Raw genomic sequence first — 15,303 nt, forward strand, 5'->3', positions numbered from 1 at the left:
GAACGCGGCGGGGCAACCTGCCGCGTTTTTTGTTTTGAGAGCATGGCAGTACAACCATCACCGTCATGCCCCGCGAAGGCGGGGCATCCAGTACGCCGCAGCCTATCGATTCAAAACTGATTTCTCTGGAATACTGGATCACCCGCCTTCGCGGGTGATGACGGCGGTGCTCAACGCAGCACCCTCACGCCTTCTTCAAAAACTCCGTGCGCAGCACCAGCCCCTTGACCTTGTCGGTGCGGCCTTCGATCTCGTCGGGATCGTCCGTGAGGTGGATGTTCTTGATCACGGCGCCGCGCTTGAGCACGGTGGACGAGCCCTTCAGCTTCAAATCCTTGATCAGCGTGACGGTGTCGCCCTCCGCGAGCTGTGCGCCGTTGGAATCCCTGACCTTGATGTCCATGTGATGCTTTCTCTGCAAGAAAGGGCGTCATGCCCCGCGAAGGCGGGGCATCCAGTACGCCGCGGCCTCTCGATTCAAAACTGATTTCTCTGGAATACTGGATCCGCCTTCGCTCGTTGAGCTACGGCGGACAAGTCACCCGCTCGGGTGCTATCCCAGCTCGATCTCGTCATCAATCTCATGCGAGAGCGCTACACCGCCGATGGTCAGCACCATCTTCGCCGGCAGCTTCTCATTGCCCTTGAGCTTGCCGGCCTCCATCGCATCGCGCACGGCTTTTTCGATCTCGCGCTGCGAGGTGATGCCGACTTTCTTCAGAAACTTGCGCAGGCTGGCGTTGAAAACGTCTTCGTTCATGATGGCCTCCTGATTACGGCCTGACCGGATTGTTCAGCATCTGCTCGGCGAGATTGCGTTGGGCACGGTCGGCGCGGGCATTGGCATTGCCGCGCTGTACGTCGCGATTCTTGCGGCAATTGACATAATCGTTTGAACCTGCGGCGACATTGTTGGCGCGGCAGAATGCGTCGTCGTCGGCGCTGGTGTCGGCCATAGTCGGCTGGCCGCGCTCCAGGCAACCGGTGAGCAATGGCGCTGCCAGCAGGAGCGCGATGACGTGCTTTGCGGGTCCAAATTTCATTGGAGGCCTTCCGTTTTTCATCTCGTCATTGCCGGGCGCCTGTCCCCGACCTGACCGGGGATGACCCTGCAATCCATCGAAAAGATGGCAGCCTGCTTTGCAGCCGATGAATGCCCCGGTCAAGCCCGCGGCTGGCCGGTTTTATGTCTGCAGACGAGGCGCATGACGTTGATTCTTCTGTGTTCCAGGCGTTCGGCGACGTTTGGGACACGGGGAAGGATCAAGCCATCCGGCATCAGAATAGCGTATTGACCCGGCCATCCATCTCCGTAGGTTTCGATTTGCACCGTTTTGGTGCTTCTTTGATATTGGAGGTAACTGGATGTTTCGTATTGCTGCTTTTGTCCTCGCCATTCTTGCCGTCGGCTCGATTGCTGCCAGCTCCATCGCGCAAGCGCAGAAGGCGTCCGATCCGAAGAGCCAACCGGGCAGCGGCCAGTGCCGGCTGTCGAACGGCCAGCGCTGCTAAACGCCAATAAACGGACGGCCTGAATTGAAGCCGTACCGCTGAATACTCGCCTGACGCTCCACGGTCTGGAGCGTTTTTTGTTTTTAGTCGATGAACGTCACGGTATCGGCAACGCTCGCCCGCGAGGTGCGGTAGCTGTTCACCTTCTGGGCGTGGTCGGCGTAGCCGAACGAAATGCCGCAAACCACCTTGCGATCGTCGGGCAGCTTGAAGTGCCGCCGGATCAACCCGGAATGCCGCGCCAGCGCGGCCTGCGGAATGGTGCCGAGGCCGAGCGCCTGCGCCGCCAGCATGAAAATGCCGACATAGGCGCCGCAATCGACCGCGCCATAGATGCCGAGTGGCTCGTCGGTGTGGATAATCGCGACGTGCGGCGCACCGAAGAAATTGTAATTCTCCAGTGCCTGCTTCGCATACGCCATCTTGTCGCCGCGTGCGATGCCGAGCGTGTTGTAGAGCTGAAAACCGCTCTCGCGGCGGCGGTCGAGATAGACGCCGAGATATTCGCGCGGCGGCGTGAAATCATGGTCGTCCTTGGCGCCGGAGGCCGCCTCGGCATAGATCGCCTTGCGAAAACGCTCCTTGGCTTCACCACTCGCGATCAGCACCTGCCATGGCTGGCTGTTGCACCAGGATGCCGTGCGCTGCGCCACCTCGAGAATGTGCTCGATGGTCGTGCGCGGCACCTCCTGCGGCAGGAACGCGCGCACGGAATAGCGCTCGTTCAAGAGCTCCTCGAGCACGCCGATGCGATCTTCCGTCTCGTAACGCGCCTTTGCTGCCGCGTCCATGGTCAGCGCCCCTTGGTCAGGATCTTGTTGAACGGCACGTCCTTGTCGACGCGGATATCGCCGGGCAGGCCCAGCACGCGCTCGGCGATGATGTTGCGCAGGATTTCGTCGGTGCCGCCGGCGATACGCATCGAGGGTGACGAGAGCAGCATCTGCTGGAACTGGCCGCTCGCCTCTTGCTCGTCAGCGCCGGTCAGCGCGCCGGCTGTGCCCTGCAGATCCATCGCATAGGTGGCGATATCCTGCAGCATCGTGCCCGAGACCAGCTTGCCGATGGAGTTTTCGGGCCCCGGCCGCTCGCCCTTCGACAGCGAGGAGATGGCGCGGTAGCTGGTGTATTTCAGCCCGCTCGCCTTCACCGCCCAGCTCGCAAGCTTCGAGCGCGTCGCGGGATCGTCGATCGCGAGGCCGTCATCGGTCATCAGGCTCGAGCAGAACTCGAACATTTCGGGGAAACCAGTCGCAAGCCGCGAACCGATCGACATGCGCTCGTTCATCAGCGTGGTCAGCGACACGTTCCAGCCGTCGCCGACCGCGCCGAGACGCTGGTGATCGGGAATCACGACGTCGGTGAAGTAGACCTCGTTGAATTCCTGCATGCCGTTGGCCTGCTTGATCGGCCGCACCTCGACGCCCTTGCTCTTCATGTCGAGGAAGAACATCGTCAGGCCCTTGTGCTTGGGCACATTGGGATCGGTGCGCGTGATCAGAAGGCCGTAGTCGGAATAATGTGCGCCCGAGGTCCAGATCTTCTGGCCGTTGACGACCCAGTTGTCGCCCTTCTTTTCCGCGCGCGTGCGAAGCCCCGCCACGTCGGAGCCGCCGGCCGGCTCGGAGAACAGCTGGCACCAGATATGTTCGCCGGACGCGAGCTTCGGCAGATAGTGACGCTTGTGCTCCTCGCTGCCGAACGCCATCACCGTCGGGCCGCACATGCCTTCGCCGATCTGGAACGGCTGCGTCAGCTTGCCGTAGACGCCCTCTTCCTGCTGCCAGATCACCTTCTCGATCGGGGTCGCGCCGCGGCCGCCATACTCCTTCGGCCAGTGCAGGCAGGCCCAACCGCCTTCAGCCTTCTTCTTCTGCCAGGCCTTGCCGACGTCGACGATCTCTTCCTTCTCCAGCCGGATCCGGCCGAGCGAGGATTTTGACAGCTCCGCCTCGTATTGCTTCGGCGCATTGGCGTCGATCCATTTGCGAGCGGTAGCGCGGAATTCGGCTTCCTGCGGGGTATCGTCGAAGTTCATGGCGGCTTCCTTTTTGTTCTTCGTAGGGTGGGCTAAGCGAAGCGAGCCCACCATTTGAGTGTGACGCGGTGGGCAACGCTTGCGCGTTGCCCACCCTACGAATCTTTACGCCCGGCCCTTGGTCGGGATCTCGTTGAACGGCACGTCCTTATCGACCCTGATGTCACCGGGCAGGCCAAGTACGCGCTCGGCAATGATGTTGCGCATGATCTCGTCGGTGCCGCCCTCGACGCGGGTGCCCGGCGCACGCAGCAGCATCGCCTGGAATTTGCCGGCGACCTCGGCGTCTTCAGGCCCGCTCAGCACGCCGGCGGCGCCCTGCAGGTCGAGCGCGTACATCGCGACTTCCTGGACCATCGATCCCGCGACCAACTTGCCGATGGAGTTCTCCGGACCGGGACGCTCGCCTTTCGACAGCGCCGAGATCGCGCGCATGCTGGTGTATCGGAGGCCGCTGGCCTTCACCGCGTAGGTCGCTAGCTTCGAGCGAACGCTGCGGTCTTCGATCGCGGGTCCATCTTCCAGCATCAGGCTATTGCAGAAGTCGAACAGTTCCGGGAAGCCGGTCGACACGCCCGCGCCGATCGACATGCGCTCGTTCATCAGCGTGGTCAGCGACACGTTCCAGCCGTCATTGACGGCGCCCAGCCGCTGCGAGTCCGGGATCTTGACGTCGGTGAAGTAGACCTCGTTGAAATCGGATTGCCCGCTGGCCTGCTTGATCGGCCGCACCTCGACGCCCGGGCTCTTCATGTCCAGGAAGAACATGGTGAGGCCCTTGTGCTTGGCGACGTTCGGATCGGTACGAGTGAGCAGGATACCGTAGTCGGAGTAATGCGCGCCCGAGGTCCAGATCTTCTGGCCGTTGATGACCCAGTCGTCGCCGCTCTTCTCGGCGCGGGTGCGCAAGCCTGCGACGTCGGAACCCCCAGCGGGTTCGGAGAACAACTGACACCAGACCTTTTCGCCCGAGGCCAGCGGCGGCAGGTACTTCCGCTTCTGCTCCTCGCCCGCGAACGCCATCATGGTCGGCCCGCACATGCCGTGACCGATGATGAACATGCCGCTAAGTTTGCCGAACGGCCCCTCTTCCTGCTGCCAGATCACGCGCTCAATCGGCGATGAGCCGCGGCCGCCATATTCTTTTGGCCAATGCAGGCAGGCCCAGCCGGCATCGGCCTTCTTCTTCTGCCAGGCCTTTGCGACCTCGAGAATGTTGGCGCCCTTGAGCGCGGTTCGGCCGAGCGAGGATTTGCGAAGCTCTTCCTCGTACTGCTTCGGCGCGTTGGCTGATATCCATGCCTTGGCTTCAGCGCGGAACGCGGCTTCCTGCGGGGTATCGTCGAAGTTCATGTTTTCAATCCTCGGCGGCTTCGTAGGGATGGGTAGAGCGAAGCGAAACCCATCGTCCTCAGCCTGCGGTTTGATGGGTTTCGCTGCGCTCTACCCATCCTACGGTTCTCACAAACTTACGCCGCGTTCTTCTTGCGCATGCGGTCGATCAATTGATCTTCCCAGTACGACAGGCTGCCGAGCGTCAGCGCGGTCGTGTTGGCGCGGCGGTAGTACATGTGGCAGTCGAACTCCCAGGTGAAGCCCATGCCGCCATGAACCTGGATGTTATTCTTGGAGCAGTGCTGGAACGCCTGCGTCGCGCTGATCCGCGCAGCCGCAGCCGCTTCTGGCAATTCCGACGCATTGGTCGAGAGCGCCCAGGCACCGTAATAGCAATTCGAGCGCGCCAGCGTCGCCGAGACATACATGTCGGCGAGGATGTGCTTCACCGCCTGGAACGAGCCGATCGGCCGACCGAAGGCGATACGATCGAGCGCATAGTCGCGGCCCATTTCGAGCGCGCGATCGGAGCCACCGACCTGTTCGAACGCGAGCAGCACGGCCGCGCGGTCGAGCACCTGGGTCAAAATGCTCCAGCCGTCACCGGCTGCTCCCAGCGGCTCGGCCTTGGCGTTCTTGAAGGTGAGTTCGGCCTGGCCGCGTGTGGGATCGACATTGGTCAGCGACTTTACTTCCACGCCGCCGGCCTTCAGGTCGACCAGGAACAGCGAGATATCGGAATCGCGCCCCGTCGAGCCGGTGCGCGCGGCAACGACCGCGAAATCGGCGATCGCGCCATCCGGCACCGGCTTCTTCATGCCAGTGAGCGTACCGCCGGAGGCCTGCAGCTTGATCGCCTTCGGCGACGGATTGCCCTTGCCTTCGAACAGCGCCAGCGTGCCGATCGCCTCGCCGCTCGCGATCTTCGACAGCCACTTCTGCTTCTGCGCGTCGGAGCCTGCCAGCAGCAGCGCTTCGGCGGCGAGATAGACGGTGGAGGAGAACGGCACCGGCGCATTCGCGCGGCCCATTTCCTCCGCAATCACGCAAAGCTCGAGATGGCCGGCGCCCGCGCCGCCAAACGCTTCGGGGATTGCGACGCCGAGGAAACCCATCTCGGCGAGACCCTTCCACAGCGCCTTGTCATACGGCGCCTTGCCGTCGAGCACCTCGCGCACGGCCTTCGGCGGGCATTTTTCGGCGAGAAACTTCCTCGCCTCATCGCGCATCTGCTTTTGTTCGTCGGAGAAATCGAAGTTCATGGCGTGTTACTCGGGTTGATGGTGGCTCTGTAGGATGGGTGGAGCGAAGCGATACCCATCAATGGTTTGGTTGTGAGTGATGGGTTTCGCTGCGCTCTACCCATCCTACGGTCAGTTCAAAATGATCACGTCGTCTCCCGGCTTATCGGCATATAACTTCTCCACCAGCGCGGCGCGGCGCTCGAGGCCGGCGCGCTGGTTGATGTAGCCCTTGTCGGTAAGTTCGTTGCCGTCGATCGAGGGCGGCTCGGCCATCAGCATCGCGCGCGCGATCCGCATGCTGCTGCCGGTGGCGGATGCGTTGTGCGCTTCCAGTCCACGCTTCAGGCAGGCGATTACCTCGGGATGCTTGACCACATCTTCAAACGTCGCATCGGGATTGCCTGTTATCTGCCGGCAGGCGTGCAGATTTGGCCAGGCCAATAGCCCGATGAACTCCCGGTCCTGCCCGGCCACCAGCGCGTCGTGCACCACAGGCGTGGCGGCCGCGATCGCGTCGGTGCGCAGCGAGGCGACATGGACGAAGGTGCCGGTCGTGAGTTTAAAATCCTCGACCACGCGGCCGGCGAAGATGATGCCCTGCAGCGGATCGTTGTCATCGACGAATACGCCGGCATCGCCGATGCAGTAAAAACCATCCTCGTCGAACATCTTCTTCGTCAGATCGGGCTGGCCGAAATAGCCTGGCGTGACGTTGACGCCGCGCAGACGCAGCTCGTATTTCGAGCCGCACGGCACCAGCTTCAGTTCGACGCCGGGGAATGGCAGGCCGATCAGGCCGACGCGCTCGGTGTCCCAATAGGTGCCGGTCGAGGTCGGCGCGGTCTCGGTCGAGCCCCAGCCCGTATAGAACACGATGCGCTCGCCGGTGGTCTTCACCGCCAGCGCCTGCATGCGGTCGTAGAGATCATCCGGCAGCCGCGCGCCGCCATAGGCCATGATGCCTAGATTCTTGAAGAAGCTGCGGCACAGCGCATCGTCCTTCTCCATGGCGGCCGCCAGCGCCGCGTAACCGGCGGGCACGTTGGCATAATAGGTCGGCGACACTTCGCGCAAATTACGGATGGTCTCTTCGAGCTGGCCGGGCACCGGCCGGCCGTCATCGATATAGAGCGTACCGCCATCGACCAGGATCGGATGGAACGCGGCATTGCCGCCCATGGTGTGATTCCACGGCATCCAATCGAGCACGGTCGCAATTGGCCCGCTGGGATCGCGTGGGCGCACCTGCATCATCATCGCCGCATTGGCGCACATCATCTCCTGCGTGTTGATGACGGCCTTCGGCATCCCGGTCGAGCCCGATGTGAACAGCAGCTTGCCGACGGTATCAGGCGTAATTTTCGCAATCGAGTCCTCGACCGCTTTCGTCACCGGCGTTGCAGAGAGATCGGCAAAGGACACGCTCTTGATGCCCTCGCAGGGCCGCAGGACATGCACGACGGTGACGCCGGTGAGATCGAGCGCCTTCAGCGCCTTCTCGAAGGTCGGCCCGTCCTGCACCATCACGACCGCAGGCTTGATCAGGTCGAACAGATATTTGAGCTTGAGATGATCCTGGCTCATCAGCGAATAGGCTGGCGACACCGGCGCTGCCGGAGAGCGCGCCTGCATCGCGGCCTGCGTCATCAGCGCGTGCTCGATCGAATTGCCTGACAGGATGGCAACGGGACGGCCTTCGCCGAGGCCGAGATTGAGCAGGCCCTGCGTCAGCCCGTCGACGATGCGCTTGGCTTCGCCGTAAGAAACCTTTCGCCACTGCCGATCGGCGCCGCCGCGTTGCGCCAGCCAGATGCGCTCGAGCGCCTGCTTTGCCCATTTCGCGAGCGAGGCCGGAATATGCTTCGCGTAAGGCTGCAGCGGAATGCGGGACTTCAGAATGATGACGCCATCGGGACGACGCTCGACCGCGATGTCGCGCGCCAGCCATTCGATCTTGCGAAAGGCCGGCTTGGTCAACACTGCGGCAGCACTCCCACTCATATTGCGTCTCCCGGAATTCGGTCCTTTGCGGATCTTCAAGTTCTATCGCTTGATATAGACAGGCTTTCGCTTTTCGAGAAAGGCCCTGATGCCTTCGTTGAATTCTTCCGAGCGGCTGCACAGCACCTGATTGCGGTCTTCCATCGCGATCACGGCCTCGATCGATCCGGCATCGACGCTCATGTTGAGGCATTCCTTGGACAGCCTTAAGCCCACCGGCGAAGCCGTCATCATCGCATCGACGTAAGGTTCGACTGCCGCATCAAGCGCGCCTTCCTCGACGACTTCAGAGACGAGGCCGACCGCGAGCGCGCGCTCGGCGCCGATGAAGCGGCCGGTGAGGATCAGTTCGGACGCGACGGAGACGCCAACCAGTCGTGGCAGGAAATAGGAAGTGCCGATGTCGCAGCCGCCGAGGCCAAGCTTGATGAAGGCGCAGTTCATCCGCGCCGATTTGGCGGCGATGCGGATGTCAGCCGCGAGCGACAGCGCAAAGCCGCCACCGGCCGCCGCGCCCTGGATCAGCGCGATGATCGGCTGCGGGCAGCGCCGCATCAACATCACGATGTCGGCAATGCGACGCTGCGAATCCAGCGACTCCGTCACGCCGGGCGGCTCCTGCTGCCCGGCGCGGCGCTTCATCGCATGTTTGAGATCGAGGCCGGCACAGAAGGAAGCACCGGCGCCCTTCAACACGACAACGCGGGTGGAGCGGTTGCGCTGCAGGCTTTCGAAATAAGCGTTGAGTGCGTCGATCAGCGAAGGATCGAGCGCGTTGAGGCTATCCGGGCGATTGAGCGTGACCCGGTCGACGCCGTCATGATGTTCGATCAGCAGCGATTGCGTCACGCGGATCTCCCATCCATCGTCGTCCCGGCCAAGCGAAGCGCGAGCCGGGACCCATACGCCGTGTCGTATCGATGAGGCATGGTGGCAGAGACCTTCTGCAACAAGGAACCGCCGCGGAGTATGGGTCCCCGCTTTCGCGGGGACGACGATAGAGTGTGCCTACCTTGGCGCCATACGGATCGCGCCGTCGAGGCGGATGGTCTCGCCGTTGAGCATCGGGTTCTCGACGATGTGGACCGCGAGCGCGCCGTATTCGGCGGCATCGCCGAGGCGGGCCGGATGCGGCACCTGGGCGCCGAGGCTCTTGCGGGCCTCTTCGTTCAGGCCCATCAAGAGCGGCGTCAGGAACAGGCCGGGCGCGATGGTGTTGACGCGGATCTTCAGGCTGGCGAGGTCGCGCGCGGCCGGCAGCGTCAGGCCGACGACGCCGCCCTTCGATGCCGAATAGGCGATCTGGCCGATCTGGCCTTCATAGGCCGCGACGCTCGCGGTGTTGATGGCAACGCCGCGCTCCTCGCCGATCGGCGGCGCAGTCGCCAGCCGCTCGGCGAACAGGCGCAGCACGTTGAAAGTGCCGATCAGATTGACGTTGATGATGCGGACGAATTTTGCCAGCGGATAGACGCCGTCCTTGCCGACGGTGCGCTGCGATCCGCCGATGCCGGCGCAGTTCATCAAGACGCGCGCGATGCCATGCGCGGCTTCGGCCTTGGCAATCGCCGCCTTGATCGCCTCTTCATCGGTCACGTCGGCGTGGAGGGCGACGCCATTCACTTCGGCCGCGACCTTCTCGGCGTTTTCCTTGTTCTGGTCGATGACGCCGATTTTCGCGCCCTTGGCGGCCATGGCGCGGGCGGTAGCGGCACCGAGGCCAGAGCCACCGCCGGTGATGAGAACGGCTACGTCTTGCAACTGCATGGTAACAACCTTTCCTTGGGAGTTTCTTTTCTGGATTCCTAGACTACTGAAGCGTCGCGATCATCATCCGGCAGCCCCTGCCTCTTTCCCGTTCAACATGCCGCCGCAGATCAGCGCTTCCATATGCTTGATGTATTCGCGGCAGACCTCGTCGGTGACCGGGCCGACACCGGTCGCCCGCGACATCGCGTGGCGGCCGAAAAACAGGTGGTCGCAAGCGCCAACCAGGCTGGTGTAGAACATCACCGGATCGATGTTGCGGAACTCGCCGGCCTTGATGCCCTCCGCGAGCAGCCGCCGCTGGAATTCCAGGAGTGGCGCCACGAAAAACTTCGACACCTCGTCGGCCGCTTCCGTGCTGCTTTCGTGCAGCAGGTAGTGGATCAGCCGGTTCATATATGGGAACTGGTAATAGGCGCGGATGATGCCGCCGATATGCAGCTTGAGTTTTGCGGTCGGCGAAATCGGCTGGCTGATGAGATATTCGAGCTGCGACATCTCGGTCTCGGCGTCGCGCGCCAGCAGCGCCAGCAACAGCCCGTCCTTGTTGCCGAAATGGTATTTCACCAGGGCTGCGTTGACGCCCGACTTCTGCGCGATATCGGACAGCGACACCTCGATCGAGGCGCGCTCGATCATCAGCTCGCTCGCCGCGACAAGCAGCTTTTCGGCGGTGCTGTTTTTACCGCCCGGAAGCCTGGTCGGTACGCTGGTATTCAACGGTGTTCCCATTCCCTGCCTGCCGGAAATCCGGGCCGCACATAAGCGCATGCCGTGGCTGCACTCAAGAGTTAATTGATTGATTGACTAAATCCCGCAGTGCCCCTTAAATCCGGCCCATCTTTCAAAACACCCCATCAGAACAATCAGGGAGAAACAGACATGGCCGAGGCCTATATCGTCGCCACCGCGCGTACCGCGGGTGGCCGCAAGGGCGGACGTCTCGCAGGCTGGCACCCGGCCGATCTCGCCGCTTCCGTACTGAATTCGCTGGTCGATCGCTCAGGCGTCGATCCCGCCCAGATCGAAGACGTCATCATGGGCTGCGTGATGCAGGCCGGCGAACAGTCCAACAACATCGCCCGCAACGCGGTGATGGCTTCGAAACTTCCCGAGAGCGTGCCCGCGACCTCGGTCGACCGCCAGTGCGGCTCGTCGCAGCAGGCGCTGCATTTCGCCGCGCAGGCGGTGATGGCCGGCTCAATGGACATCGTGATCGCCGCCGGCGTGGAGTCGATGACGCGGGTGCCGATGGGTCTTGCTTCGCAGCTCCCGGCCAAGAACGGCTTTGGCCACTACAAGAGCCCGGGCCTCGAGGCGAAATATCCGAACATCGTGTTCAGCCAGTTCACCGGCGCGGAGATGATGGCGGAAAAGTATGGGCTCTCCAAGGACCAGCTCGACACTTATTCCTATGAGAGCCACCAGCGTGCGATTGCCGCGACGCAAGCCGGCAAGTTCAAGGACGAGATCGTTTCGCTGCAGATCACCCGCGCCGACAACTCGACCGATACCCACCATATCGACGAAGGCATCCGCTTCGACGCCAGCCTCGACGGCATCAAGGGCGTCAAGCTGATCGTCGAGAACGGCAAGCATACGGCCGCCAGCGCCAGCCAGATCTGCGACGGCGCTTCCGGCGTCATGGTGGTCAACGAACGCGGCCTCAAGTCGCTCGGCGTAAAGCCTTTGGCGCGCATCCATCACATGACCATGATGGGCGGCGATCCCGTGATCATGCTGGATGCCCCGCTGCACGCCACCAAGCGGGCGCTGGAGAAGGCCGGCATGTCGATCAACGACATCGACCTGTTCGAGGTCAACGAGGCCTTCGCCGCAGTGCCGGTGGCGTGGCTGAAGACGACAGGCGCCGATCCGGCAAGGCTCAACGTCAATGGCGGCGCGATCGCGCTCGGCCATCCGCTCGGCGGCTCCGGCACCAAGCTGATGACCACGCTGGTCAATGCACTCAAGCAGAACAACAGGCGTTACGGCCTGCAGACCATGTGCGAAGGCGGCGGCATGGCGAATGTGACGATCGTCGAACGGCTTTAAGGACAAGAAAAGCGGTTGGCGACTGGCGAGCAGGGAGTGCGCTTCCTGCTCGCCATTTTCATATTGAGGAAACCCCATGACCCACCCTTCCGTCCACGCCCGCACCTACCCGAATAAGATCGCCTATCAGATGGCGGGGACCGGCAAAGCGATCACCTATCGCGAGCTCGACGAGCTCTCGAACCAGGGCGCGCACCTGTTTCGTTCGCTTGGGCTGAAGGCCGGCGACCACATCGCGCTGTTGATGGAAAACCGCCTCGCCTTCATGGAAATCTGCTGGGCGGCGCAACGCGCAGGTCTCTATTACACCGCGATCAGCCGCTATCTGACGCAGGACGAGATCGCCTACATCGTGAAAGACTGCGGCGCAAAAGTCTTCATCACCACACCGAAATGCGCCGACCAGGTCAGGCGCCTCGTCGGCCAGGTAGACGGGCCGCTGCTCTACATGATGGATGAGCCCGAGCCGGGCTTCCGTTCCTTCGACAAGGAAGCCGCCGCGCAGCCGGCCATGCCGATATCGGATGAAGTGGCGGGCTACGACATGCTGTATTCGTCAGGCACCACCGGGCGGCCCAAGGGCATCAAGAAGGAGTTCGAAGGCAAGGCGATCGATGTGCCGAACCCGCTCCTGAAAATTCTCTGCGCCGACATGTGCGGCATGTCGTCCGACAGCATCTATCTGTCGCCGGCGCCGCTCTATCACGCGGCGCCCCTGCGCTTCAACATGATGGCGATCACGCTCGGCGGCACCTCCATCATCATGGAGCATTTCGATGCCGAGGAATTTCTGAAGCTGGTCGAGAAGTACAGGGTTACGCAGTCGCAGCTGGTGCCGACCATGTTCGTGCGCATGCTGAAGCTGCCGGACGATGTGCGCACGCACTACAACGTCTCCTCGCTGAAAGGCGCCATCCACGCCGCCGCCCCCTGCCCGGTCGACGTGAAGGCAAAAATGATCGATTGGTGGGGACCGATCCTGATCGAGTATTACGCCGGCTCCGAAGGCAACGGTGTCACCGTCTCGACCTCGCAGCAATGGCTGACGCATCGCGGCACCGTCGGCCGCGCCGTGGTCGGCAAGGTGAAGATTTTGGACGAGAACGACGAGGAGCGTCCCGTGGGCGAAATCGGCACGGTCTATTTCGCCGATGCGCCTGCCTTCGCCTACCACAACGATCCGGAGAAGACGAAGAAGGCCTACAATCAAAAAGGCTGGTCGACGCTCGGCGACGTCGGCTATCTCGACGCGGAAGGTTTCCTCTACCTCACCGACCGCAAGAGCTACATGATCATCTCGGGCGGCGTGAACATCTATCCGCAGGAAACCGAGGACGTGCTGATCACCCATCCCGCCGTCTCCGATGTCGCCGTGTTCGGCGTGCCGAACGAGGAAATGGGCGAGGAGGTCAAGGCCGTGGTGCAGCCGCACGACATGTCCAAGGCCGGGAAAGAACTCGAGGCCGAACTGATCGTGTTCTGCCGCAAGCATTTGTCACCGATCAAATGCCCGAAGAGCATCGACTTCGAGGCGGAGTTGCCGCGGACGCCGACCGGTAAGCTGGTGAAGCGGCATCTACGGGACAAATACTGGCCGAAGCCGGCGGCGAAGGCGTGAATCGAAGGGTGGGCAAAGGCGCAAAGCGCCGTGCCCACCATCTACTTGCTTGCACGTGATGGTGGGCACGCTGCGCTTTGCCCACCCTACGAGGCTGTGAATCTTTTTATGGCGGGGCGCAAGGCGGCCGTGATTCTCTGCGATGGTCGAATCGCAGGAGGGGATGATGGTTGGCAGCGGGCTATTTGGAGAACTGCCGGAACAGGCGGAGCCGGGAACTGATGCACCGGAACGCGGAGCGCCGCGACTGCGCGAGCCGAGGCGCGACCAGATCGAACTTCGGGCTGTGGATATCGAGAGCCTGATCGGGCAAGATCATCCGGCACGGGTGATCTGGGCCTATGTTGAAGGGCTCGACCTGAGTGAGCTTGAGGATCGGGTCAAAGCGCGGGAGAACAGGCCCGGCCATCCGGCGCCATCGCCACGGCTTCTGCTGGCGCTTTGGCTATACGCCACGAGCGACGGCGTCGGAAGCGCGCGGGCGTTGGACCGGCTCTGCGACAGCCATGACGTCTATCGCTGGCTCTGTGGCGGGGTGGCGCTGAACTATCACACGCTGTCGGACTTCCGGGTCGGTTGTGCCGATCTGCTCGACCGCTTGCTGAGCGAACATCTGGCGGCGCTGAGCAAGGCGGGGCTGATTGATCTGGAGAAGTTGGCTCAGGACGGAGTGCGGATACGGGCGAATGCGGGAGCCGGATCGTTCCGGCGGGAGGCGACGCTGGATCGGCAGATGGCGCAGGCCCAGGCCGTGGTGGAGGAGCTCAAGCGCGAGGTCGATGCGGATCCGGAAGCCAGCAATCGGCGCATCCGAGCCGCCAGAGAGCGCGCAGCGCGCGAACGCAGCGAGCGGGTGCAAGCTGCGCAAACGGCGCTGGCCGAGATCAAGCGCAAGCGAAAGCAGCTCGACGAAAAGGGCGGCAATGGCAAGAAGCCGAAGGAGCCTTGGGCCTCCACCACGGACCCGCAGGCGCGGGTGATGAAGATGGCGGATGCCGGCTTCCGCCCGGCCTACAACGTGCAGGTGGCCAGTGCGGCGGGCGAACTGATCGTGGTCACGGTCGAGGTCGACAATAATGGATCAGATCGTGGCCTGATGCGGCCGATGCTGGAACAAACGCACGCACTGCTGAAGCGCTTTCCCCGACGCTACCTCGTCGATGGCGGGTTTTGCAGCGCTGAGGACATCGAATGGGCGCATGGCAAAGGCATCGAGGTTTACTGTCCACCGACCAAATCCAAAAGCGGCGTCGATCCCGCTTTACCTCGGCGCGGCGACGGTCCTGGGGTGCTGGCTTGGCGCGCCCGCATGGCCAGCGATGCCGGCAAGGCGCAGTACCGGGCTCGCTCGATCTGCGAATGCATCCATGCCCGCTGGCGCAATTGGGATCTCAGGCAATTGACCGTGCGCGGCATCGACAAGGTCCGCGCCGTCGTGCTCTGGTACGCGCTCACCAACAACATCCTGCAGGGACACCGCCTCGCCAAAACGTAGCCACAGCGGCGGCACCGCAAATCCCGCCTCGACATTACCGTCGAGGCTAGTCATCCGTTGTCTCGGCTACGATTACCCGCAAAACCCAAATGGTTCACAGGCTCTACGGAATGAAGCGGATGATATTCCGTCATGCCCGGGCTTGTCCCGGGCATCCACGTCCTTACAGTCGCGCTGAACAAGACGTGGATGGCCGGGGTATTGCGGTGAAGACGCGCTTCGCGCTTTTGCCCGGCCA

At 62.6% G+C, this 15,303-nt stretch carries 15 protein-coding genes; 4 read left to right on the forward strand and 11 right to left on the reverse strand.

The annotated features are described in order from the left end of the window. Positions 1-184: 184 nt before the first annotated feature. The 3 genes from IVB05_RS39775 to IVB05_RS39785 all read right to left on the reverse strand — a co-directional run bounded on the left by IVB05_RS39775 (position 185) and on the right by IVB05_RS39785 (position 1,043). Positions 185-403: an alkylphosphonate utilization protein gene (locus tag IVB05_RS39775; RefSeq protein WP_247781525.1), complete on the reverse strand. Its 219-nt coding sequence runs from the start codon at positions 401-403 to the stop codon at positions 185-187. Positions 404-553: 150 nt separating this feature from the next. Continuing rightward, positions 554-760: a DUF6494 family protein gene (locus IVB05_RS39780; RefSeq protein ID WP_247781526.1), complete on the reverse strand. Its 207-nt coding sequence runs from the start codon at positions 758-760 to the stop codon at positions 554-556. A gap of 13 nt (positions 761-773) precedes the next feature. After that, complete coding sequence (locus IVB05_RS39785; protein WP_247781527.1) at positions 774-1,043, reverse strand: hypothetical protein; 270 nt, start codon at positions 1,041-1,043, stop codon at positions 774-776. A 322-nt stretch (positions 1,044-1,365) separates the two neighbouring features. Between IVB05_RS39785 and IVB05_RS39790 the strand changes: the two genes are divergently transcribed. After that, positions 1,366-1,512 carry a hypothetical protein gene (locus tag IVB05_RS39790; RefSeq protein ID WP_247781528.1) on the forward strand — a complete coding sequence of 49 codons (147 nt, stop codon included), beginning with the start codon at positions 1,366-1,368 and terminating at the stop codon, positions 1,510-1,512. An 83-nt stretch (positions 1,513-1,595) separates the two neighbouring features. On the opposite strand, the gene IVB05_RS39795 is transcribed toward IVB05_RS39790, so the two are convergent. From IVB05_RS39795 to IVB05_RS39830, 8 genes are all read right to left on the reverse strand, one after another. Further along, positions 1,596-2,303, reverse strand: a complete 708-nt coding sequence (locus tag IVB05_RS39795) for a nitroreductase (protein WP_247781529.1) — start codon at positions 2,301-2,303, stop codon at positions 1,596-1,598. A 2-nt stretch (positions 2,304-2,305) separates the two neighbouring features. After that, complete coding sequence (locus tag IVB05_RS39800; protein WP_247781530.1) at positions 2,306-3,550, reverse strand: acyl-CoA dehydrogenase; 1,245 nt, start codon at positions 3,548-3,550, stop codon at positions 2,306-2,308. A 105-nt stretch (positions 3,551-3,655) separates the two neighbouring features. Continuing rightward, entirely contained in the window at positions 3,656-4,903 is a 1,248-nt protein-coding gene (locus tag IVB05_RS39805) for an acyl-CoA dehydrogenase (RefSeq protein WP_247781531.1), read from the reverse strand. A gap of 116 nt (positions 4,904-5,019) precedes the next feature. Beyond that, positions 5,020-6,147 carry an acyl-CoA dehydrogenase family protein gene (locus IVB05_RS39810; RefSeq protein WP_247781532.1) on the reverse strand — a complete coding sequence of 376 codons (1,128 nt, stop codon included), beginning with the start codon at positions 6,145-6,147 and terminating at the stop codon, positions 5,020-5,022. 111 nt (positions 6,148-6,258) lie between these two features. After that, positions 6,259-8,130, reverse strand: coding sequence for an AMP-binding protein (locus tag IVB05_RS39815; RefSeq protein WP_247781533.1), 1,872 nt, complete (start codon positions 8,128-8,130; stop codon positions 6,259-6,261). A 42-nt stretch (positions 8,131-8,172) separates the two neighbouring features. Further along, positions 8,173-8,979 (reverse strand): enoyl-CoA hydratase-related protein, encoded by an 807-nt coding sequence (locus IVB05_RS39820; RefSeq protein ID WP_247781534.1) that lies wholly within the window; start codon positions 8,977-8,979, stop codon positions 8,173-8,175. A gap of 159 nt (positions 8,980-9,138) precedes the next feature. Beyond that, positions 9,139-9,897 carry an SDR family NAD(P)-dependent oxidoreductase gene (locus tag IVB05_RS39825; RefSeq protein WP_247781535.1) on the reverse strand — a complete coding sequence of 253 codons (759 nt, stop codon included), beginning with the start codon at positions 9,895-9,897 and terminating at the stop codon, positions 9,139-9,141. 63 nt (positions 9,898-9,960) lie between these two features. Then, entirely contained in the window at positions 9,961-10,629 is a 669-nt protein-coding gene (locus IVB05_RS39830) for a TetR family transcriptional regulator (protein ID WP_247781536.1), read from the reverse strand. Positions 10,630-10,779: 150 nt separating this feature from the next. On the opposite strand from IVB05_RS39830, the gene IVB05_RS39835 reads away from it, so the two are divergent. The 3 genes from IVB05_RS39835 (at position 10,780) to IVB05_RS39845 (ending at position 15,065) form a co-directional block, all read left to right on the forward strand. Continuing rightward, a complete protein-coding gene (locus tag IVB05_RS39835) occupies positions 10,780-11,952 on the forward strand; it encodes an acetyl-CoA C-acetyltransferase (RefSeq protein ID WP_247781537.1) in 1,173 nt (390 codons plus the stop codon). Positions 11,953-12,028: 76 nt separating this feature from the next. Continuing rightward, entirely contained in the window at positions 12,029-13,570 is a 1,542-nt protein-coding gene (locus tag IVB05_RS39840; protein ID WP_247781538.1) for an acyl-CoA synthetase, read from the forward strand. A gap of 163 nt (positions 13,571-13,733) precedes the next feature. Next, positions 13,734-15,065: an IS1182 family transposase gene (locus IVB05_RS39845; RefSeq protein WP_247787351.1), complete on the forward strand. Its 1,332-nt coding sequence runs from the start codon at positions 13,734-13,736 to the stop codon at positions 15,063-15,065. Positions 15,066-15,303: the final 238 nt, after the last annotated feature.

Source organism: Bradyrhizobium sp. 170 (assembly GCF_023101085.1).
GTDB lineage: Bacteria > Pseudomonadota > Alphaproteobacteria > Rhizobiales > Xanthobacteraceae > Bradyrhizobium.

Excerpts from the sequence above, each read along its gene's own strand:
- IVB05_RS39775 (WP_247781525.1), bottom strand. The coding sequence starts at position 403 with ATGGACATCAAGGTCAGGGATTCCAACGGCGCACAGCTCGCGGAGGGC.
- IVB05_RS39780 (WP_247781526.1), bottom strand. The coding sequence starts at position 760 with ATGAACGAAGACGTTTTCAACGCCAGCCTGCGCAAGTTTCTGAAGAAA.
- IVB05_RS39785 (WP_247781527.1), bottom strand. The coding sequence starts at position 1,043 with ATGAAATTTGGACCCGCAAAGCACGTCATCGCGCTCCTGCTGGCAGCG.
- IVB05_RS39790 (WP_247781528.1), top strand. The coding sequence starts at position 1,366 with ATGTTTCGTATTGCTGCTTTTGTCCTCGCCATTCTTGCCGTCGGCTCG.
- IVB05_RS39795 (WP_247781529.1), bottom strand. The coding sequence starts at position 2,303 with ATGGACGCGGCAGCAAAGGCGCGTTACGAGACGGAAGATCGCATCGGC.
- IVB05_RS39800 (WP_247781530.1), bottom strand. The coding sequence starts at position 3,550 with ATGAACTTCGACGATACCCCGCAGGAAGCCGAATTCCGCGCTACCGCT.
- IVB05_RS39805 (WP_247781531.1), bottom strand. The coding sequence starts at position 4,903 with ATGAACTTCGACGATACCCCGCAGGAAGCCGCGTTCCGCGCTGAAGCC.
- IVB05_RS39810 (WP_247781532.1), bottom strand. The coding sequence starts at position 6,147 with ATGAACTTCGATTTCTCCGACGAACAAAAGCAGATGCGCGATGAGGCG.
- IVB05_RS39815 (WP_247781533.1), bottom strand. The coding sequence starts at position 8,130 with ATGAGTGGGAGTGCTGCCGCAGTGTTGACCAAGCCGGCCTTTCGCAAG.
- IVB05_RS39825 (WP_247781535.1), bottom strand. The coding sequence starts at position 9,897 with ATGCAGTTGCAAGACGTAGCCGTTCTCATCACCGGCGGTGGCTCTGGC.
- IVB05_RS39830 (WP_247781536.1), bottom strand. The coding sequence starts at position 10,629 with ATGGGAACACCGTTGAATACCAGCGTACCGACCAGGCTTCCGGGCGGT.
- IVB05_RS39835 (WP_247781537.1), top strand. The coding sequence starts at position 10,780 with ATGGCCGAGGCCTATATCGTCGCCACCGCGCGTACCGCGGGTGGCCGC.
- IVB05_RS39840 (WP_247781538.1), top strand. The coding sequence starts at position 12,029 with ATGACCCACCCTTCCGTCCACGCCCGCACCTACCCGAATAAGATCGCC.
- IVB05_RS39845 (WP_247787351.1), top strand. The coding sequence starts at position 13,734 with ATGATGGTTGGCAGCGGGCTATTTGGAGAACTGCCGGAACAGGCGGAG.